The following is a 21,233-nucleotide window of genomic DNA, read 5'->3' as shown; positions in this document are numbered from 1 at the left end:
GCTTGCGGCGGGTTTGATCCTGGCTTCCGCGCGGCCGGCACTCGCTGACGACTGGAAACTGGTCTGGTCCGACGAATTCGACCAGCCGGAGATAGACCCGGCCAAATGGGGCTTCGATGTCGATTGCTGGGGCGGCGGCAATGACGAGCGGCAATGCTACACGGCGCGGCCCGCCAATGCCGCGATTGCCGATGGTAAGCTGGTGATCACCGCGCGGCGCCAGCGCTTCACCGGTCCGGCCCTGCCCGAAGCGCAGCGCAAGACCGCCGCCGATCCGCGCGCGCAGGCCACCCGCGAGTTCACTTCCGCGCGGCTGACGACGCGGGGCAAGGCCGCCTGGCGCTATGGCAAGATCGAGGTTCGCGCCCAGTTGCCGCAAGGGCAAGGCACCTGGCCGGCGATCTGGATGCTGCCCGAAAAGGACACCTATGGCCCCTGGGCGGCATCGGGCGAGATCGACATCCTTGAGGCGGTTAACCTCGGCGTCCCCTGCAGGGCCTGCAACAGCGGGCGTGAAGACACCATCCTAGGAACGCTGCATTTCGGCGAGAAATGGCCGAGAAACGTCCATTCGGGTGACGAGGTTCATGCCCCGCAGGTGCTGGAAGGCTTCCACACCTATGCCATCGAATGGAGCTCCGATCGCATCGTCTGGCTGCTTGACGGGCGCGTCTATGCCCAGCGCAAGGCCAGCGACTGGTGGTCGGCCGGATCAAAGACCCCCGGTGCGCCATTCGATCAGCAGTTCCACCTGATCCTCAACCTCGCCATCGGCGGCAAGTTATCTGAAACGCGCGGGGTTGGCGGCGTATCGCGTCAGGATTTTCCGAAGCGCTATGCCATTGATTGGGTTCGCGTCTGGCAAAAAGACGCAAAGCCCGTTACCGCCGCCGTGGATCGACCCACGGGGAAGGGCGAGTAGGGAATGGCGAGGCGCCGGCAGGCAGTCACGATCAAGCATGTTGCTGCGGATGCGGGGGTTTCCCTGCAGACGGTGAGCCGCGTCATCAACAATGAACCCAATGTCCGCCCGGAAATGAAGGAGCGGGTGCAAGAAGCGATTGACCGGCTGGGCTATGTCCCCTCGATCGCCGCCCAGCGCATGAGCGGATCACGGTCCTACCTGATCCTCGCGCTCAATGACCGCGACCGCACGATTGCCGATTGGCGCGCGCGGCAGGGCACTGACTGGGTCGACCAGATGCTGCTCGGCGGTATGCTCAAGTGCGCCGAGCACGGCTATCGGATGATCTTCGAGCTGGTCGATACGCACAGCGACCATGTCGAACGCGAAATTCTGGCGGCGATTGCCGCGCTGCAGCCCGACGGGATCATCCTTACCCCGCCGCATTCAGACAACCCGCAGCTGGTGCGCTTTCTTGCCCAGCAGAAGATTCCCTTCGTCCGCATCGGCTCGCAGGAGAACGGCGAAGGCATACCGATTTCGATGGACGACGAAGGCTCGGCCCGGACCGCCACGCGTCATCTCATCAGTCTGGGCCACAGCAAGATCGGCTTCATCTCGGGCGATCCGGATTATGCGCTGAGCGGCTGGCGCGTCGATGGCTGGCAGGGCGAGATGGCAGCGGCGGGGCTGCCGACCGATGGCCTCCTCGAACCCGGCGATTTCACTTATGCCTCGGGCGAACGGGCCGCGCGGCGGCTGCTGGAATCCGCGAACCCACCCAGCGCGATCATCGCAAGCAATGACCAGATGGCGCTGGCCACGCTCGAAGTCGCGCGCTCGCTGGGGCTGGAAGTGCCGCGTGACCTGTCGGTCATCAGCTTTGACAATACGCCACTGGTGCACTTCACCCAGCCGCCGCTGACCGCGATTGACCAGCCGATTGCCGCCACCGCGTCGATGGCGGTCGAACTGATCATCGCGGCGAAAAAGGGTGATCCGCGGCCAGAAGCGCTGACGGTGATTTCCGCAGACCTCGTCGAGCGCGGATCAGTCGCCTCCTGCACTGCCGGCACCCGTGGCTGATCCGCTGCCGGCTGCCCGGCAGTCGCAGCGCTTCCTCTTGCTCTATGCGCTGGCCTGGGCCGGCGGATCGGTCGCCTACGTTCCTTTCCTGACGATCCTGCTGCCGGTGCGGGTTTCCGTGCTGGCCGGGGACGCGGCGGGGGTGAGCTGGCTGGCCTATATCGCCTTTGCCGGAGCCATTGCCGCCAGCGCGGCCTTCATCGGTTTCGGCTATCTCAGCGACATCACGCGGCGGCGCAGGGAATGGGTCTGGTTGGGCCTCGTGCTGTCCTGCGGCCTGCTCGCCCTGTTCCGCGAGGCCGAGACATTGCCCGCGCTCATCGCGATCATCATCGTCTGGCAACTGGCGCTCAACATGATGCTTGCGCCGCTGGCGGCATGGGCGGGGGACTGCGTGCACGATGCGCAGATGGGCTCGCTGGGCGGCCTGCTGGCTTTTGCGCCGGGGCTGGGGGCGCTGGCCGGGGCCTTTGTCACCCTGCCCGGGCTGGCCTCTGCCGATACGCGGCTGGTGCTGGTCGGGGTACTGGTGACCTGCTGCGTGGTGCCGGTGCTGCTGGTCACGCCGCCGCCACACGTGCCCGATCCGGTTTCTGACGATGCCGCAGCGCCTGACCCTTTAAACCCCGCCGCCGCCGGGCGCGGGGCCATGCGGCGCATGTGGTTTGCGCGGCTCGCCGTCCAGATCGCCGAGGCGGCGCTGTTTTCCTACCTCTACTTCTGGTTCCGCTCGATCGATCCGGACATGGGCGACAACCGCACCGCGCGCGTGTTCAGCGTCGTGCTGATCCTGTCCGCGCCGATCGCGCTGTGGGCGGGCCGCTGGGCTGACCGGACGAGCCGGCCCTTCACGCCGCTGGTGGCCTGCGCCTTTGTTTCGGCAGCGGGACTGGTGGGTATGGCACTGGCACCGAGCCTGCCCTTCGCCATCGCGACCTATGCCGTGTTCGGCTTTGCCACCTCGATCTTCCTCGCGCTGCATTCGGGACAGACCCTTCGCGTCCTGCCGCGCTCCGACCGGCGTGGGCGCGATCTCGGCCTGTTCAACCTGACCAATACGGTGCCGTCACTGATCATGCCGTGGTTGACGCTGGCCTTGGTGCCGCAGTTCGGATTCGCCGCGCTGTTCCTGCTGTTTTCCGCCCTTTCGCTCGCCGCTGGCCTGCTCCTGAAGCCCTTCGCACGGCAATTCTGACAGCCCGCTTGATTTTGCCTGTGTCTCATGTCAGTTAGCGTTTGAGAACGTTCACAGACGGGCGGGGTAGAGGGATCCTATGAAGTTCAAGCGCTGGCTTATGGCGGCAACATTGCTTGCTGGCGGATGTGCTGCGGCGCTTCAGGCGGCCACGCCGGCGGTTGCCGCCAAGGCGAACGGACAGGCGCACCCAGCCGCATGGCCGGTGGCGAAAAGCCCCGCCGCCGTGACTGATCCCGCGACCGAGGTGGCGATCACCCGGATGCTCGCAGGCATGACCGTCGAACAAAAGGTCGGCCAGATGATCCAGGCGGACATCAGCGCGATTACCCCTGCTGACCTTGCCCGCTATCCGCTCGGCTCGATCCTCGCTGGGGGCAATTCCGGGCCCTATGGTGACGAGCGCGCCGATGCCGCCAAGTGGCTGCGCCTCGTTGAAGAATACCGCGCGGCCTCGCGCAAAAGCGGCGCGGGTGTACCGATCCTCGTCGGCGTCGATGCCGTCCACGGCCATTCGAACTTGCCGGGCGCAACGATCTTTCCGCACAACATCGGCCTTGGTGCGGTGCGCGATCCGGCGCTGATCCGGCGTATCGGCGAGGTCACAGCCGCCGAAGTTGCCGGCAGCGGCATCGACTGGACCTTCGCGCCAACCCTCGCCGTGCCGCACGACCTGCGCTGGGGGCGCAGTTATGAGGGCTATGCCGCCGATCCGGCGCTGGTCGCCAGCTATGGCCGCGCGATGACGCTGGGCTTGCAGGGTCCGCTCGCCAGGGGACGGCAGCTGGGTCCATTGCAGGTGGCAGCTACGGCCAAGCACTTCCTTGCCGATGGCGGCACGTTCGGCGGCAAGGATCAGGGCGACGCACAGATGTCCGAGCGCGCACTCGTGGCCGGCCATGCCGCCGGTTATCCCGCCGCAATCGATGCTGGCGCGCTCACCGTCATGGCGAGCTTTTCCAGCTGGCAGGGGGTCAAGCACCACGGTAACAAGAGCCTGCTGACCGATGTGCTCAAGGGCCGCATGGGCTTTGCCGGGCTGGTCGTGGGCGATTGGAACGGCCACGGGCAGGTTCCCGGTTGCACCGTCACCGATTGCCCGCAGACCTTCAACGCGGGCCTCGATCTCGCCATGGCACCTGACAGCTGGAAGGGACTTTACGAAACGACCTTGCGGCAGGCGCGCGATGGCACCCTGCCGATGGCGCGGATCGATGATGCCGTGCGGCGCATCCTCCGCGTCAAGGCCAAGCTGGGCATGCTGGGCGCAAAACCGGTGTTCCGCGGCGATCCGGCGCAGGTCGGCGCGCCCCAGCATATCGCGCTTGCGCGTGAGGCGGCGGCGCGCTCGCTGGTGCTGCTCAAGAACAACGGCGGCGTCCTGCCGCTGCGCCCCGGTGCGCGCGTGCTGATCGCCGGGCCGGGCGCGGACAACATGGCGATGCAGGCAGGCGGCTGGACCATCACCTGGCAAGGCACAGATACGAGTGCAGCCGATTTCCCCAATGGACAGACGATCGGACGCGCGCTCGCCTCCGCCATCGGCGCATCGGGAGGGAAAGCCGTGCTGTCGCCCGACGGCGGCTTCACCGACCGGCCGGACGTGGCCGTGGTGGTCTATGGCGAGGAACCCTATGCCGAATTTCAGGGCGATCGCCCCGATCTCGCCTTTCGCGGCCACATGGGTGAACAGCAACTGGTGAGCAAGCTGAAGGCCGCTGGCATCCGCGTGGTGTCCGTGTTCCTTTCGGGACGTCCGATGTTCACCGGCCCGCAGATCAATGCCTCCGACGCCTTTGTCGCGGCATGGCTGCCGGGGACGCAGGGCGCGGGGCTGGCCGACGTTCTCGTGGCAAAGCCCGATGGCAAGGCCAAGCGCGACTTCGCCGGCCGTCTGCCGTTTGCATGGCCGGCCGATGCCAGATCGCCGGTCGCCAAGCCGCTGTTCCCGGTGGGCTACGGTCTCACTTACGCTCGGCCAGCCAAGCTCGGCAGGGTCAATGAAGATCCCCGCGTGGACCTCGCCGCCTCGGCCAGCGAAGACACCTACATGACGCGCGGCGCCGTGCCTTCGCCGTGGCGGCTTGGCCTCGACAGCACCGTGACCGCGCGGGCCATGGACCTCGCCGCGCAGGAAGATTCGCGCCAGTTCACCTGGACCGATCGCGGATCCATCGCCATCGACGGGCCATCGGTCGACCTCACCCGGCAGCTGGGCGGCGACTATGCCCTGCTGCTCGAATGGCGCATCGATGCGGTCCCCGTTGGCGCGGTCGACCTGTCGTTTGCCGGGTCCGGGATCGATATAGGCTCCATGGCCCGTGCGGCACCCATCGGGCAGCCAACCGAGACCCGCGTGCCGCTGCGCTGCTTCAAGGATGCGGGCGCCAACCTTTCTGCGGTTGGCACCCCCTTGCGGATCACCGCCAACAAGGGCTTTACCGCAACCCTGCGCAACGTCCGGATCGAACCGGTCGGATCGCCCATTCCCTGTCCGGGCAAGGCCGGCTAGTTTCAGGAGCACATTCCATGGCACTTGGTCCCACGGCCGCCCCCCTTACCGATGCCTCCGCAGATCAATCGAGCGTCGATGCGCCGCAGCTTCGCCTGTTCGTCATGGGCCTGTTCTTCATCTTTGGCGGCATCACCAGCCTCAACGATGTGATCATCCCCAAGCTGAAAGAGCTCTTCACGCTCAATTACACGCAGGCCATGCTGGTGCAGTTCTGCTTCTTCACCGCCTATGCCGTGATCGGCATCCCGGGCGCGCGGCTGGTCAAAAGGATCGGCTATATGCGCGGGGCGGTCGCCGGTCTGCTCATCATGATGACCGGCTGCCTGCTGTTTATCCCGGCAAGCCAGACCGCAACTTACGGCGTCTTCCTGTTCGCGCTGTTCGTGCTGGCGAGCGGGGTGGTGATTGTCCAGGTGGTCGCCAATCCGCTGATCTCGATGCTGGGCAAGCCTGCCACGGCGCACAGCCGCCTGACCTTCGCGCAGGCGTTCAATTCGCTTGGCACCACGCTCTTCCCGATTTTCGGGGCGATCCTGATCCTCGGCAGTCTCGCGACAGTGAACATGGCGGATTTGCAGGGCGCCGAGCTCGATGCCTATCGCACCGCCGAAAGCCAGGCGATTGTTCACGGCTACCTTGGCCTCGCCTTAGCGCTGGCACTGGTCGCCGGCGCGGTGTGGTACTTCCGCAATGCGCTGAAGGGTGAGCGCCATGAAGAGAGCCAGGGCCTTGCCGGGCTCGACCTGCTGAAGCGTCCGCGTTTCGGCCTCGGTGCGCTCAGCATCTTCCTCTACGTCGGAGCGGAAGTCGCAATTGGCTCGATCATCGTCAATTACCTCCAGCTGTCCGATGTCATGGGCCTCAATTCCGAGGCGGCCGGCACGATGATCGGCATCTATTGGGGCGGGGCCATGGTCGGACGGTTCATCGGTTCGGCCCTGCTGCGCTTCCTCAGCCCCGGCAAGGTCCTCGCCGGCGCGGCGCTGGGCGCGGTGGCCTTGCTGGCCATCTCGACCCAGACGACCGGTGCGCTTTCGGGGTACAGCCTGCTGGCAGTCGGCCTCGCCAATTCGATCATGTTCCCGACGATCTTCTCGCTCGCCTGCGAAAAACTCGGCAGCCGCGCAGCTGACGGTTCGGGCATCATCAACGTGGCGATCTTCGGCGGTGCAGTGATCCCGCTGATCACCGGGATGATCGCCGACCTCACCGGCAGCCTTGGCATGTCTTTCATCCTGCCGGCCATCTGCTACGCGGTGATTGCCGGCTTCGGATGGTACGCCCGCCGTCCGGCGCTCGGTGAACCAGCATAGAAGACTACCGATGACCAGCGCCCCCCCCGTTACCGAGCTTTTCCTGCTGGCGTTGATCCTGATCTTCAGCGTGCCTTATCTGGTCTGGCGGCTGTGCAGGACGGATCACTGGGCGCCGCTGGTGGTGGTGCAGATTGTCGCCGGTATCCTGCTTGGCCCGGGCGTGCTCGGCGCGGCGCTGCCGGGGTACTATACGCTGATTTTCACGCCGCAGGTCATTGGCGCGCTGAACGGCATCGCCTGGTGGGCGGTGATGCTGTTCGTCTTCGTGGCCGGGCTTGAACTGGACTTTCGCGAGGCGTGGCGCAGCCGCCGCGATACGGTGGTCACCGCAGGGCTGGCCATGGTCATGCCGATGGCTCTGGGCGCGGCTGTCGCCGCTGCGCTATTGCGCTTCGGCAATCCGGCAGCGTGGATGGGGCCAAAGGGGCAGGACTGGCAGTTCGTCACCGGCATCGGCATGGCCTGCGCTGTCACCGCCTTGCCGATCCTGGTCCTGTTCCTGACCAAGCTTGGCATCCTGCGCAGCCCGCTGGGGCAGCGCATTTTGCGCTATGCCAGTCTGGATGACGTGATCATCTGGGGCGTGCTCGCGGTGATCCTGCTCGATTGGGAGCGGATGGGCCGGCAAGCCGGCTTTGTCATCGGCTTCGGCGCTGCGGTCTGGGCCGTGCGCCGGTTGATGATCGCCATTCCCAAGCGGGACCGCTGGTATTGCGCGCTGGTCTGGCTGGCCGCCTGCGGGTTCCTTGCCGACTGGTCAGGCCTGCACTACATGGTCGGCGCGTTCCTCGCAGGTGCCGCGCTCGACGCCAGCTGGTTCGATCTGGACGAAATGGACCAGTTCCGCGACGTGGTATTGCTGGCCTTCATGCCGGTCTTCTTCCTGTCGACCGGGCTGCGCACGAGCTGGGAAATCGGCGGCTACGCCATCTTTGGTGTCGGCCTGATCCTGCTGGCTGCGATGGTGATCGGCAAGCTGGCGGGCGTTGGCCTCGCGGGCCGGATCCTCGGCTGGAAGAAGGGCGATGCCACGGTCATAGGCTGGCTCCTGCAGACAAAGGCGCTGATCATGATCATCTTCGTCAGCGTATTGTTCGACAAGCAGCTGATCACCAGCGCAACGTTCACCGCGCTGTTGCTGGCGGCCTTGGGCAGCACGATGCTGACCATTCCCATGGTGAGTTCACGGATCTTGCAGATGCGGCCCGAGGAGTAGGTGCACCTTAGCCGGAAGCATCCTTGATCGTTTCCATCGCGACGAAGGTTGAGGTGCTTGCCACGTGGGGCAGGCTGGTGATCCGCTCGCCCAGCACGATCCGGTAGCGCCGGATGTCGGCGGTTCGCACCTTGAGCAGATAGTCGAAGCTGCTGGCGATCATGTGGCATTCCTCGATCTCGGGAATGCGGCGGACGCCGGCGTTGAACGCCTCAAGCGCCTGCTCGCGGGTGTCGGACAGCTTGATCTCGGTAAAGGCGACATGATCGAGGCCCAGCTTTGCCGGATCGACGACCGCACGAAAGCCGAGGATGACGCCGCAGTCGATCAGCTTGCGCAAGCGTACCTGGCAAGGTGTCTTGGACAGACCGACGCGCTGCGCCAGATCGGTGACGGTGATCCTGCCGTCCGCCATAAGGACGGCAACAATCTTGCGGTCGAAATCATCCAGTTCGACTGTGTTTGATGATTTGGGCATAATCACTGCCTATCAGAACGTCCAAATTAAGTCGATATTCCTTTCTATAGGTCCGCATTAGGGCAGGTTGACCAGGGCAAATGCGATAGGATGACGGCATGACCCAGCCCGCAGCTTTCTCCGCCTTCGCCCCTGCCATCCGCGCCCCGTCGCCGCAGCGCACAGCGATCACTGCTGCCTATCGCCGCAACGAAGCGCAGTGCCTTGCGCCGCTGCTTGCGGCGGCGACGCTGGACGATGCCCTGCAGGCGCGGATTCGCGAAACCGCGCGGCAGCTGGTCACCACCCTGCGCGCCAATCACAAGGGCAGCGGCGTCGAAGGGCTGGTCCACGAATATTCGCTGTCGAGCGAGGAAGGCGTGGCGCTGATGTGCCTCGCCGAAGCGCTGCTGCGCATTCCCGACCACGCCACGCGCGATGCGCTGATTCGCGACAAGATCGCCGATGGCGATTGGGGCGCGCATCTGGGCGGCGGCAAATCGCTGTTCGTCAACGCTGCGACCTGGGGACTGGTCGTCACCGGCAAGCTGGTCGGCAGCGTCGATGATCGCGGGCTGGGGGCGGCACTGCAACGGCTTGTCGCGCGGGCTGGCGAGCCGGTCATTCGCCGCGGCGTCGATCTGGCGATGCGGATGATGGGCGAACAGTTTGTCACCGGCGAGACGATTGGCGAGGCGCTGAGGCGCGCAAAAACGCTGGAGGCGAAAGGCTTCCAGCACAGCTATGACATGCTGGGCGAAGCGGCGGCCACGGCGGCCGACGCGGCGCGCTATTACCGGGATTACGAGGCCGCGATCCACGCCATCGGCAAGGCATCGAATGGGCGCGGCATCTATGGCGGGCCGGGCATTTCGATCAAGCTATCGGCGCTGCATCCGCGCCATTCGCGCGCGCAGGCCGAGCGGGTGATGGGCGAGCTGTTACCGCGGGTGAAGGCGCTGGCCGTGCTGGCCAAGGGTTACGACATCGGCTTCAATATCGATGCGGAGGAGGCCGACCGCCTCGAACTGTCGCTCGACCTGCTGGAAAGTCTGGCGCGCGATCCTGATCTGGGCGGGTGGGACGGGCTTGGCTTCGTCGTTCAGGCCTATGGCAAGCGCTGTCCCTTCGTCATCGACTGGATCGTCGATCTGGCTCGCAGCGCCGGCCGCCGGATCATGGTGCGGCTGGTCAAGGGCGCCTATTGGGACGCCGAGATCAAGCGCGCGCAGGTCGATGGGCTGGCCGATTTCCCGGTCTATACGCGCAAGGTCCACACGGACGTCGCCTACATCGCCTGCGCAAGGAAACTGCTTGCCGCGCGCGATGCCGTATTCCCGCAATTCGCCACGCACAACGCGCAGACGCTGGCCACCGTCTATCATCTGGCGGGGCCTGATTTCGCAATTGGCGACTATGAGTTCCAGTGCCTCCATGGCATGGGCGAGCCGCTCTATGAACAGGTCGTCGGCAAGGGCAATCTCGATCGACCCTGCCGGATCTATGCGCCGGTCGGCACGCATGAAACGCTGCTCGCCTATCTGGTGCGCCGCCTGCTGGAGAACGGCGCGAATTCGTCCTTCGTCAATCGCATCGCCGATCCGGCGGTGCCGGTCGAGGCGATGATTGCCGATCCGGTCGAGGTTACGCTGGCGATGCCGCAACCGGGCACCCGGCACGAGGCGATTGCGCTGCCGGGCGATCTCTATCCGGGCCGGCGCAATTCGGGCGGGATCGACCTGAGTGATGAGACTGCGCTGGCATCGCTGACCGAGAGCCTGCGACAGAGCGCGGAGATCCAGTGGGAAGCCGCGCCTGCGAACGGCGAGGGGCCATCGCGGCCCGTGCTCAACCCCGCCGATCATCGTGATGTAGTCGGCGTGGTGATCGAGACATCGCCCGAGGCGGCAGCCTTGGCCGTTACCCGCGCGGCGGCCTCCCGCTGGTTCGATACCCCGGTTGCGGAGCGCGCCGCGATCCTCGAACGCGCCGCCGATGCGCTGCAGGCGCGGATGCCGCTGCTGCTCGGCCTGATCGTGCGTGAAGCGGGCAAGTCGGTGCCCAACGCCATTGCCGAAGTCCGCGAGGCGATCGACTTCCTGCGCTATTACGCGCAGCAGGCCCGCGCCACGTTTGGCGCGGCGCAGGTGCCGCTGGGGCCGGTCGTCTGCATCAGCCCATGGAATTTCCCGCTGGCGATATTCACCGGACAAGTCGCTGCGGCGCTGGTTGCGGGCAACCCGGTGCTGGCCAAGCCGGCGGAGGAAACCCCGCTCATCGCTGCCGAGGCCGTGCGGCTGCTGCATGAAGCGGGCGTGCCAGCCGATGCCCTGCAGTTCGTTCCCGGCGATGGCGCGATTGGCGCGGCGCTGGTGGGATCGGCGGACGCGGCAGGCGTGCTGTTCACCGGTTCGACCGAGGTGGCGCGACTGATCCAGCACCAGCTTGCCACCCGCCTCTCGCCAGCGGGCAAGCCGATCCCGCTGATCGCCGAAACCGGCGGGCAGAACGCGATGATCGTCGACAGCTCAGCCCTGACCGAACAGGTCGTTGCCGATGTCATCGCCTCGGCTTTTGACAGCGCCGGCCAGCGCTGTTCGGCGCTGCGCGTGCTGTGCTTGCAGGAAGAGGTGGCGGACCGCACGCTGGACATGCTCAAAGGCGCGCTCGCCGAGATGAGCGTCGGGCGCACCGACGCGCTCAAGGTCGATATCGGCCCGGTCATCACCGCCGAGGCGCAGGCGACTATCGAGCAGCACATCACGGCGATGCGCGCGCTCGGACGCAAGGTAGAGAGGCAGGCGCTGCCCGACGCCACCCGGCACGGCACCTTCGTGGCCCCGACGATCATCGAACTCGATTCTATCGCCGACCTGACCCGCGAAGTGTTCGGCCCGGTGCTGCATGTCGTGCGCTTTTCCCGCGAGCGATTGGAGCAACTGATCGATGCGATCAACGCCACGGGTTACGGGCTGACCTTTGGCTTGCACACCCGGCTTGACGAGACGATTGCCCATGTCACGGCGAGGGTGAAGGCGGGGAACCTTTATGTGAACCGCAATATCATCGGCGCGATTGTCGGCGTCCAGCCTTTTGGCGGGCGCGGATTGTCAGGCACGGGGCCCAAGGCGGGCGGGCCGCTCTATCTGAGCCGGCTGGTCACCGTGCCGCCGGTATTCGGCGCGCGCGCCGGACATCTCGAAACGCCGCTGCACGATTTCATCGACTGGCTGGACTTGGCGGGCGAGACTGACGCGGCGGCGACCGCGCGCCGCTATGGCAAGGCTTCGGCGCTGGGCGCCCAGATGGAACTGGCGGGGCCAGTCGGGGAGCGCAACCTCTACCAGTTGCATCCGCGCGGCCGGATCCTGCTGCGGCCGGCAACCCGCGCAGGGCTGTTCGCCCAGATCGCCGCAGTCCTCGCGACCGGAAATCGAGCGACTGTGGAAGGTGTGGCCGTTCCCGAAGGACTTCCGGCGAGCGTGGCCGCCGTGCTTCACAGTTCCGGCAGTGAACCCTACGCCGCCGCTCTTGTCGAAGGAGGACCGGCCCGCGTGGCCGCCATGACCGAGACGGCGGCAGCGATGCCGGGGCCGATCTTCTCGGTCCACGCCGCGCGCGATGATCAGCCACTGGCCTATCCGCTCGAATGGCTGGTCGAGGAAGTGTCGATCTCGATCAACACCGCCGCCGCGGGGGGCAATGCCAGCCTGATGATGATTGGTTAGACTGATTTTTGATGGACCGCCGCGATCAGCCTGACGGGCAGCTGCGATGGCGAGAGTTGTGACTCGATGCCGGATCGATCGAGGTCATGACCCTGTGCGACCCGGTCAGGCGGTATCGCGCAGGATCAGCTGCGGTGCCATCTCCACCGAACCGGTTTCCGTGCCGGCGATCCGTCCGAACAGCAGGCCGACCATTTGCTTGGCCCCTTCGGCGATGTTCTGGCTGATCGTGGTTAGGCGCGGCACTGTCTGTTCGGCCAGCGGCAAGTCATCGAAGCCGGTCACCGAAATGTCGCCCGGCACCGCAATGGCCAGATCGGCGAGCGCCCGCACGGCATGCATGGCGATCAGGTCGGACCCGCAGGCGATCCCGTCAATCCCGGCGCGGATGCGATCGATATGTCCGGCGATCTCTTCAGCCATCGTGTCCGAGGCGAGGTGGACGTGAAACTGCTCGGGCGCGGGCAGGCCGGCGGCCTTGGCGGCATCGCACAGGCCCAGATAGCGGTCGCGCAGTTCGGGCACGTCAGTCTCGCCCAGAAAGGCGAGACGCTTCCGACCTGCGCCGATCAGGCATTCGCCCGCCAGCCTGCCGCCCGCCCGGTTGTTGATGCCGACGGTGCAATGACGTTGCCCGGGGTGGAGGCTGCCCCAGACGACCATAGGCTTGTAATAGTCCGCCACGCGTTCCAGCGCCTCGATCTGGTTCGACTGGCCGATCACCAGCACGCCATCGAGCATGCCCGATTCGACGATCCGCTCCAGCCAGTCATCGGCATTGGGGATGACGCGGCTTAGCATGATGTCATAGCCGCTTTCGGTCAGCGCATCGGCCAGATGGCCAAGGATCGCCATGAAGAAGGGGTCGGACAAGTGCTGGCGCTGTTCGTGGCCCAGCGGCACGACCACGCCGATGACCTTGGTTTCCTGTACACGCAGCCGCCGCGCCATCTGGTTGGGACGAAAGCCGTGTTCGCGGGCGATCGCCTGGATGCGCTCGCGGGTTTCCTTGTTGACCAGCGACTTGCCGGCGAGCGCGCGCGACACGGTGCCAGCCGAAACACCTGCGATCTTCGCCAGTTCAGCAATATTGCGAATTCTTGCAGGGGGATTTGAACCGTCTGCCATTTACCCTACCATTGCTTGCGCGATCTCAGATGCCCGATTTTTCCAACCGGTCAAAGCAATCGATATCATTGCCTTGTGGCTAGCCGCGCCGGCCATCGTGGAAATCCCCGATTTCACGATGACAGGCGGCGGGCCGCCCGTTCGTTGGCAACACGAAGGTCATTCGCGATCGGTTGTTGTGCCTGTGATCTGAACCTGCGACCTGCTCAGCGCGCCGCCCGACGGGACATTAGCCCAGCGCGCGTTTGCCCAGCAGTACCGCGCCAGTGATTCCCGCCTCATCGCCAAGGCCCGGGGTGACGATATAGCGCTCCAGCCCCGGATCGAGCTGCGGTGCCTGCACATAACCGCCCAGCCGGCGCTCGGTCGCCAGCCGCAGCGCTTCGATCAGCCCCGGCGCTTTCATCACCCCGCCGCCGAACACCAGCCGGTCAGGCATGTGCAGCAGGACGAGGTTCGCGGCCAGCTGGGCAAGGTATCCGGCGATCAGATCGATCTGCTCTGCCGGACTGGCCAGCTTGGACAGGCTGGCACCCCAGCGCTCTTCGATGGCGGGGCCGCTCGCAAGGCCTTCGAGGCAGTCGCCATGATAGGGGCAGCGCCCCGGGAAGGGGTCACGCGCGGGGTCGTGTGTCACGGGTATGTGTCCGCTTTCGAAGTGCGAAAATCCGGCAAGCGAATGCCCGTCCTGCACCACGCCCGTGCCAATGCCTGTGCCCACGGTCGTATAGGCCAGCGTCCGGCAGCCTTGCCCCGCACCCAATGCCCATTCGCCCAGAGCCGCGCCGTTGACATCGGTATCGACAATGATCGGCCCGCCGAATTCTCCCAGCGCATCGTGGAACCGCGCGCCGGCCCAGCCGGGTTTGGGCGTGGTGGTGAAGCGGCCATAGTCTGCCGAGGCCGGGTCAATGTCGATCGGGCCAAAACTCGCCACGCCGAAAGCCGAAATCGCCCCATGGGCGTGGGCAACATGGCGAAAGAATGCCACCATTTCCCGGAAGCATTCTTCCGGCTGGCGCGTGGCGATGCGGGTTTCGGCGATCACGCTGCCATCCTCGCGCGCGCCGGCCAGCACGAATTTCGTGCCGCCAGCCTCAATAGCTCCAATCAGACGTCCGGTCATTTTCGCTCCAGCCATAGCCTGTTCTCATAGCTGATGTTCGCGCCGCGTCCCATCAGATGCGGCCGACATAGGGTGAGCGCGCTTGGAATCGTCACCCGGAGCATCATGCACCATGCCGACGCTCTTGACACAGGTCCGGGAAATCCGGCCAATGGACAAGCCAGTTCGCCGCCTAACCAACACCCTATTCCGCGCTGGGCTCGCGCCCAGTCGAACTCCATTCAACTTGAGGTTCTTATGAAAATCCGCGCCGCTGTTGTTTTCGAAGCCAAAACGCCGCTCGAAATGGCTGATCTGGAACTCGAAGGCTGCATGGCGACGGGCATTTCCCCTTCGATCCGCTCGCTCGAGGTGGTCTGATGGAACAGGTCTCAACATGGCGCAGCCACGGCGGCACGCAGGGCGTCTATAACCACCAATCGAAGTCTACAGGCTACCCGATGACCTTTTCCGTCTTTGTGCCCGACCACGACCCGGGCACAAAATTGCCTGTGCTCTTCTTCCTGTCCGGGCTGACCTGCACACACGCAAACGTCACCGAGAAGGGGGAATTTCGCGCCGCCTGCGCTGAGCACGGCATCGCCTTCGTCGCGCCCGACACCAGCCCGCGCGGAGACGAAGTGCCCGATGCCGAAGGCTATGATTTCGGGAAGGGCGCAGGCTTTTATGTCGACGCGACAGAGGCCCCTTGGGCGGCCAATTTCCGCATGCGCAGCTATATCGAACAGGAATTGCCGGAACTGCTGGCAGAGCAATTCCCCGTCGATCTGAACCGCCAGGGCATCACCGGCCATTCGATGGGGGGCCACGGGGCGCTGACGATTGCCTTGCGCAATCCTGACCGGTTCCGCTCGGTCAGCGCCTTTGCCCCGATTGTGAGCCCTCTGAATTGTCCTTGGGGTGAGAAGGCGTTGGCCGGCTATCTTGGCCCGGACAAGGCCGCATGGCTTGAATACGATGCCTGCGCGCTGATCGAAAATGGCGCCCGTATTCCCGACTTGCTGGTCGATCAGGGCGAAGGCGATGCCTTCCTGGCGGAGCAGCTCAAGACCCATCTTCTGACAGACGCCTGCGCAAAAGCCGGACAGCCGGCGACAATTCGCCTGCAGCCGGGATACGACCATTCTTATTACTTCATTTCGACGTTCATGGCCGAGCACGTCGCCTGGCATGCCCGGCGATTGGCGCTATCGCACGTTCAAGCCCATCTCGCTTAGAAGTTGCCCGGCCTGATCGCGGGAAATCGTCGCCCCGCGAAACAGATTGGCGTCGACCAGCCGAAACCCGCCGAGATCGGCGCCGCGCAGATCGGCCCCTTCAAAGCGCGAACCATCGACAATCGCACCGCGCAAGCTGCACTCGATCCAGGTGCTATGCCTGAAATCGCATTTGCGCAGATTGGCGTCAGAGAAATCCACCCGTTGCATGGTCGACTTGAGGAACGAATGGCCGGACAGATTTGCGTTGATCAGAAGGGTCTCGTCGAAGGTGATGTCCATTCCCTTGACGTCGCAGAGATTGGCCCCGGTCAACTTGCACTGCGTGAACTTCGCCGCCTCCAGAGCCGCCCGCGCGAATGACGCATTGTTGAAGTCACTGGACGTGAAGGTTGCGTCGGACAGTTCGCAGTCGTTGAAGTTGGCAAATGCGCCCCGGCACGATTGCCATGTCGTGCCTTGAAGATCGGCCCGGTGAAGGTCCGCCCGGCGCAGATTGCATCGCTCGAACGTCCAGCCGGACAAATCGAGCTCCGACAGATCGGCTTCCTCAAGATCGCAGTCGACCAGCGTCCTCGGCGATCCGGACAAGCGCGTGATGTCGCCGCACGTGAGGGTTTCGGCACGTATCGAATGATCGGAAGCGGGTTGGTCCATAACCGTCCCTAGCGCGCATCCAAGTCTATTTGAAATCGAAAGCATAACTCTCGATCATGCTTATGGGCGGCGGCCGTGCGCGGTCAGCAGGGCGCGCAAATGTTCCACCAGCGATTGGGCCGCAGGCGAGAGTGTGCGATTGCGGCGGCAGATCATCGCGACCTCGCTTTCGATATCGGGAAAATCGTCAACCTTGAGCGGCGCCAGTCGATTGGCGGCAATATCGTCGGCAAGGACGCTCGGGGCTGCCAGCCAGATGCAGTCGGTCTGGCTGACGAGTTCGCGCAGGACATGGAAATTGTCGCAGATGAAGCTTCCGGTTTCCAGGGGCAGCCCGGCGACGCTGGCCCCGGCAGCGCTCGCCTGCGGGTAGCGGGCCAGCATCCCTGTGGTTACCCTGGACTGCGTAGTGAGCGGATGACCGGCACGAACGACAAAGGCCATTCGGATGGAACCGACCGAGTAAAACTCGAGATCGGGAATGTCGCGAATGGCCCAGCTGTTGCCGAAGATCAGCTCGATCCGGTCATCGAGCAGTTCCTGCACCAGATGTTCGGGCGTGCGCACCGATGCACGCAGGTGAATCGCCGGGCATTCCGTCAGCAGGTGCCGGCCAAGGTCAGGCAGCAACATGGCGAGCAGCGGGCCGGTGCCGATCGCCAGATCGCCGCCCTCGCCCTTGGCATAGAGCCGCAGGTTGTGATTGAGATCGCGGGCAGCGCGCAGCACCCGCTCTGCCTCCTCGATCACCAGCCGGCCCATCGCGGTGGGCACCACGCCGGAGCGGTCACGATCAAAGATGCGCAAGCCAAAGCGCTTCTCGAAAGTCGCGATCGAGCGGCTGAGCGCCGGCTGGGTGATGTGCAGGTCGTCAGCAGCGCGGGAAAAGCTGCCGGTGCGCGCGATTGCGGTGATGTGGCGCAGGCGGGTGAGGTCGATATCCATAACCTCAAGGTATCAGTATCGGCATCAACTTGCATTAGACGTTATGGCTGTGCCTGATACGGCGGCCCCGGACAGGCCGAAACAGGCCCAAAGAGAATGGAGACAGGGTTGCAGCAATTGGGCAAGGCCGGGGCGCTTACACTGGCGCTGCTCGGCACGACATCGGCGCTCGCGCAAAGCGCGCGGACGGTGCTGCCGCAGCCGGCCCCTGCGTTCAGCGGCACGATCGGTGAGACCATCCAGCAATCCCGCCCGGGATCGCCGCACGCGGTGCGTGCGCCGCAGGGCGCGCCCAACATCCTCGTGCTGATGAGCGACGACGTCGGTTTTGCCATGGCCAGCACGTTCGGCGGACCGGTGCCGACGCCGAACATGGACCGCGTGGCGGCGCAGGGGCAGCGCTACAACCGCTTCCACACCACCGGGGTCTGCTCACCCAGCCGCGCGGCGCTGCTCACCGGTCGCAACCACCACAACGCGGGGGTCGGCTATCTCTCGGACCTGCCGGTGAACTTCCCCGGCTATGGCGGGCGCATTGTTCCCGAAACGGCGACCATGGCGCAGGTCCTGCGGCTCAACGGCTACAACACCGCGATGTTCGGCAAGCACCACAACATGCCGGCGAGCGATCGCAGCGCGGCAGGCCCCTTCGATGCCTGGCCGACCGGGCTGGGTTTCGAATATTTCTTCGGGTTCAACAGCGGCGACAATGATCAGTATTGGCCAATTCTGTTCCGCGGGACCAATCCTGTCGACCCGAGCGAAGGCAAGGGGCAGATGCTTGACCGCCGGCTGGCTGACGACATCATCCGCTACGTCCACAACCAGAATGCAGCATCTCCGGGCAAGCCGTTCCTGCTCTACTGGGCGCCCGGTTCAACCCACGCCCCGCATCAGGCCCCGCCCGAATATATCGCCCGTTTCAAGGGGCAGTTTGATCAGGGCTGGGACAAGCTGCGCGAGGAGAGCTTCAAGCGCCAGCTGGCCGGCGGGATCGTGCCCAAGGGGACGAAGCTGACCGCGCGCCCGGCAGAGATTCCGGCATGGGCATCGCTCAGCCCGCAGCAAAAGGCCTTTGCCGCCCGTACCATGGAAGTCGCCGCTGCGCAGCTGGCTATGCAGGACGAGCAGATCGGCCGCGTGCTCGCCGAACTGGACCGCATGGGCCTTGCGTCCAACACCCTCGTCTCGATCATTCAGGGCGACAACGGCGCCAGCGGCGAGGCGGGACCTCCCGGTACGATCAATGAATTGCGCTCGATCGAAACGCATGACGAAAACGAAGCCTGGATGATCGCCAATACCGAAAAGCTCGGCGGCCCGGATACCTATGCGAATTACCCGGTCGGCTGGGCCTGGGCGATGAATACCCCGCTGCGCTGGGTGAAGCAGATGCCATCGATGCTGGGCGGCGTCCGCAACGGCATGGTGCTGGCCTGGCCGAACCACGTTGCCCGACCGGGGTCGATCTGCCCGCAATTCGCGCACCTGGTCGACATCGTCCCGACCGTGCTGGAAGCTGCGAAGCTTCCCGCGCCGGACGTGGTTTACGGCGTGAAGCAAAAGCCGATGGACGGCCAGAGCCTGATGGCCTCATTGGCTGCCTGCGACGGCGCCAAGCCGCGCACGCAGTATTTCGAGATTGGCGGCAAGGTCGGCCTCTATCACGATGGCTGGTTCCTTTCCGGAGACGACGGGCGCCCATCGTGGGAGGCAGAAGCCGCCGCCAAACCGCCCAAGTGGTCGCTCTACAATCTGGACAAGGACTTCTCACAGGGTACAGATCTGGCCGCAAAAGAGCCGGCGAAGCTTTCGGAAATGCTGGCCCTGTGGAAGATCGAGGCAACGCGCAACAATGTCTTCCCGGTCGACAGCCGCCGGCCGATGGACCGGGTTGACCGCCAGTCCGCAGGATCGCCGCGCAAGCAGTTCGATTATTGGGGCAAGGACGTTTCAATGCCCGCAGTCGGGGCCGCGCCCTATCTTGCCGGGCGCAGCTTTACCGTTCGGGCGGAGCTAGTGCTCGACAAGGCCGATGCATCGGGCGCCGTGCTCGCCTGGGGCAGCAAGTTCGGCGGGATCAGCCTGTACCTTGACCACGGCCATGCTGCCTTTGTCTGGGCAAAATCAACCGATCCGGCGGAAATGGCGACGGTGCGCTCGGCCGCGACGTTGCCGAAGGGCAAGGTCACCGTGACCTTGCGTTTCGAGACGACGCCAACTGCTGCCATGGCTATCCTGAGCAGCAATGGCACTGAGATCGCCCGTGGCCTTTTGCCCGGTAAGATGCTGATGGCGGCAGGCAACGGTGAAAACCTCGATATCGGGCGCGATCTTGGCGTGCCTGTCGCGGCCTACACCACGCCGTTCGGCGAGATCGAGGGCGACGTGCCGCATGTTTCCATCACCTTCGATTAGACCCGGTGAGGTGCACACAAGTGGATTTGTACCGCGAATTCGCTTCGGCGAATGCCTGAATATTTCTGCCCGATCAAAACTTCTGCCATTTCGAGCTGACCACACCTAAGGATGGCGAGCGAGAAGGCGGCAGGGAAGCAAGATGCGACTTCAACGGGCAAACAATCTGGCCGACCTGCGCCTGATGGCCAGCCGCCGGCTGCCGCGGCCGATCTTCGATTATATTGACGGCGGGGCCGATGATGAAGTCTCGCTGCGGCGAAACGTCTCCGCCTTCGAGAGTTACGAGCTCATGCCCGATGTGCTCAACGATGTGTCGACGATCCGGACCGAAACCAGAATATTCGGGCAACCCTCGCGCTGGCCGCTGATGCTGTCGCCGACCGGGCTGACACGGATGTTCCACGATCATGCTGAACTGGCCGTGGCCCGCGCCGCCGAACGGCACGGCCTGATCTACAGCTTGTCGACGATGGGCACGACGCGGCTCGAAGGTCTCGCACAGGCCGTTGCCGGACCGAAGGTTTTCCAGATCTATATCTTCAAGGATCGCGGCCTGACTGCCGAGTTCGTCGCGCGCTGCAAGGATGCGGGCTATCACGGCCTCGCGCTCACGGTCGATACCCCCGTGGCCGGCAATCGTGAACGCGACCGGGTGAGCGGCCTGTCATTGCCCCCCAAGCTGACTCTCAGGTCAGTGCTCAGCTTCGCGCTTCATCCGTTCTGGTCGCTGCCCGCGCTGACGGGATCCAAGTTTGATCTGGCCAATGTCAGCCACAGGGTAGACGCGCTGGCTTCGGGGCCGATGAGCCTGTTCGACTATATTGCCGCCCAGTTTGATCGCTCGGTCGGCTGGCGCGATGTCGAGTGGCTGGCGCGCGAGTGGAACGGGCCGCTTGCGATAAAGGGCGTGATGACGCCCGAGGACGCCCGCAGGTCGATCGCCTCGGGGGCCACCGGCGTGATGATTTCCAATCATGGCGGCCGGCAACTGGATGGTGCCCCCGCACCGGTCGACCAGATCGAAGCCGTGCGCGAGGCCGTGGGCGATGCGCCGGACGTGATATGCGACGGCGGCATCCGGCGCGGCGCGGACGTCGTCAAGGCGCTCGCCCTGGGGGCCACGGCCTGCTCGATCGGACGGCCCTATCTCTATGGTCTGGCTGCCGGCGGGGAGGCTGGGGTCGACCGGGCGCTGACTCTGCTGAGCGAGGAGTTCGAACGCACGCTGACGCTGCTCGGTGTGAACGACGTCGCCGCTTTGGCCCGCCGTCACGTGCGGACCCATTTGGCCTGATTTCCTGCTTCGCCGCCGTCAAAGCGCG

16 protein-coding genes are annotated in these 21,233 nt (G+C 64.9%); 11 read left to right on the top strand and 5 right to left on the bottom strand.

The features are described 5' to 3' along the window. The first annotated feature begins 13 nt into the window (after positions 1 to 13). From WG900_RS18770 to WG900_RS18745, 6 genes are all read left to right on the top strand, one after another. Positions 14 to 922 (top strand): glycoside hydrolase family 16 protein, encoded by a 909-nt coding sequence (locus WG900_RS18770; protein ID WP_339969680.1) that lies wholly within the window; start codon positions 14 to 16, stop codon positions 920 to 922. A gap of 3 nt (positions 923 to 925) precedes the next feature. Beyond that, a complete protein-coding gene (locus WG900_RS18765; RefSeq protein WP_339969678.1) occupies positions 926 to 1,990 on the top strand; it encodes a LacI family DNA-binding transcriptional regulator in 1,065 nt (354 codons plus the stop codon). After that, positions 1,983 to 3,185 (top strand): MFS transporter, encoded by a 1,203-nt coding sequence (locus tag WG900_RS18760; protein WP_339969676.1) that lies wholly within the window; start codon positions 1,983 to 1,985, stop codon positions 3,183 to 3,185. The genes WG900_RS18765 and WG900_RS18760 overlap by 8 nt, the downstream gene beginning before the upstream one ends. A 79-nt stretch (positions 3,186 to 3,264) precedes the next feature. After that, positions 3,265 to 5,697 carry a glycoside hydrolase family 3 protein gene (locus WG900_RS18755; protein WP_339969674.1) on the top strand — a complete coding sequence of 811 codons (2,433 nt, stop codon included), beginning with the start codon at positions 3,265 to 3,267 and terminating at the stop codon, positions 5,695 to 5,697. A gap of 17 nt (positions 5,698 to 5,714) precedes the next feature. Beyond that, a complete protein-coding gene (locus tag WG900_RS18750) occupies positions 5,715 to 7,013 on the top strand; it encodes a sugar MFS transporter (RefSeq protein WP_339969672.1) in 1,299 nt (432 codons plus the stop codon). A gap of 10 nt (positions 7,014 to 7,023) precedes the next feature. Further along, positions 7,024 to 8,232, top strand: a complete 1,209-nt coding sequence (locus WG900_RS18745) for a cation:proton antiporter (protein ID WP_339969670.1) — start codon at positions 7,024 to 7,026, stop codon at positions 8,230 to 8,232. Positions 8,233 to 8,239: 7 nt separating this feature from the next. Here the strand turns inward: WG900_RS18745 and WG900_RS18740 are convergent, their stop codons facing one another. Beyond that, complete coding sequence (locus WG900_RS18740) at positions 8,240 to 8,710, bottom strand: Lrp/AsnC family transcriptional regulator (protein WP_339969668.1); 471 nt, start codon at positions 8,708 to 8,710, stop codon at positions 8,240 to 8,242. Between the two features lie 98 nt (positions 8,711 to 8,808). Here WG900_RS18740 and putA point away from each other — a divergent pair, with 98 nt between their 5' ends. Then, a complete protein-coding gene (gene putA / locus WG900_RS18735) occupies positions 8,809 to 12,417 on the top strand; it encodes a trifunctional transcriptional regulator/proline dehydrogenase/L-glutamate gamma-semialdehyde dehydrogenase (RefSeq protein ID WP_339969666.1) in 3,609 nt (1,202 codons plus the stop codon). A gap of 105 nt (positions 12,418 to 12,522) precedes the next feature. On the opposite strand, the gene WG900_RS18730 is transcribed toward putA, so the two are convergent. Both WG900_RS18730 and WG900_RS18725 read right to left on the bottom strand, forming a co-directional pair. Beyond that, positions 12,523 to 13,545 carry a LacI family DNA-binding transcriptional regulator gene (locus WG900_RS18730; protein WP_339969664.1) on the bottom strand — a complete coding sequence of 341 codons (1,023 nt, stop codon included), beginning with the start codon at positions 13,543 to 13,545 and terminating at the stop codon, positions 12,523 to 12,525. A 229-nt stretch (positions 13,546 to 13,774) separates the two neighbouring features. Continuing rightward, positions 13,775 to 14,671 carry an ROK family protein gene (locus WG900_RS18725; protein WP_339969662.1) on the bottom strand — a complete coding sequence of 299 codons (897 nt, stop codon included), beginning with the start codon at positions 14,669 to 14,671 and terminating at the stop codon, positions 13,775 to 13,777. A gap of 105 nt (positions 14,672 to 14,776) precedes the next feature. Here WG900_RS18725 and WG900_RS18720 point away from each other — a divergent pair, with 105 nt between their 5' ends. Then, positions 14,777 to 15,031 (top strand): hypothetical protein, encoded by a 255-nt coding sequence (locus tag WG900_RS18720; protein ID WP_339969660.1) that lies wholly within the window; start codon positions 14,777 to 14,779, stop codon positions 15,029 to 15,031. Further along, positions 15,031 to 15,888, top strand: a complete 858-nt coding sequence (gene fghA, locus WG900_RS18715; protein ID WP_339969658.1) for an S-formylglutathione hydrolase — start codon at positions 15,031 to 15,033, stop codon at positions 15,886 to 15,888. The genes WG900_RS18720 and fghA overlap by 1 nt, the downstream gene beginning before the upstream one ends. On the opposite strand, the gene WG900_RS18710 is transcribed toward fghA, so the two are convergent. Then, the gene (locus WG900_RS18710; RefSeq protein WP_339969656.1) at positions 15,859 to 16,545 is read right to left on the bottom strand and encodes a pentapeptide repeat-containing protein; all 687 of its coding nucleotides are present in this window, start codon (positions 16,543 to 16,545) and stop codon (positions 15,859 to 15,861) included. The genes fghA and WG900_RS18710 overlap by 30 nt on opposite strands. 60 nt (positions 16,546 to 16,605) lie before the next feature. Then, positions 16,606 to 17,490 (bottom strand): LysR family transcriptional regulator, encoded by an 885-nt coding sequence (locus WG900_RS18705; RefSeq protein WP_339969654.1) that lies wholly within the window; start codon positions 17,488 to 17,490, stop codon positions 16,606 to 16,608. A gap of 96 nt (positions 17,491 to 17,586) precedes the next feature. On the opposite strand from WG900_RS18705, the gene WG900_RS18700 reads away from it, so the two are divergent. Both WG900_RS18700 and WG900_RS18695 read left to right on the top strand, forming a co-directional pair. Further along, positions 17,587 to 19,908 (top strand): arylsulfatase, encoded by a 2,322-nt coding sequence (locus WG900_RS18700; RefSeq protein WP_339969652.1) that lies wholly within the window; start codon positions 17,587 to 17,589, stop codon positions 19,906 to 19,908. A gap of 142 nt (positions 19,909 to 20,050) precedes the next feature. Next, positions 20,051 to 21,205: an alpha-hydroxy acid oxidase gene (locus tag WG900_RS18695; RefSeq protein WP_339969650.1), complete on the top strand. Its 1,155-nt coding sequence runs from the start codon at positions 20,051 to 20,053 to the stop codon at positions 21,203 to 21,205. The last annotated feature ends 28 nt before the right edge of the window (positions 21,206 to 21,233 follow it).

The sequence above is a fragment of the Novosphingobium aquae genome (assembly GCF_037572715.1).
GTDB classification, from domain to species: domain Bacteria; phylum Pseudomonadota; class Alphaproteobacteria; order Sphingomonadales; family Sphingomonadaceae; genus Novosphingobium; species Novosphingobium aquae.
This window is presented reverse-complemented; position numbering and strand designations above follow the sequence as displayed.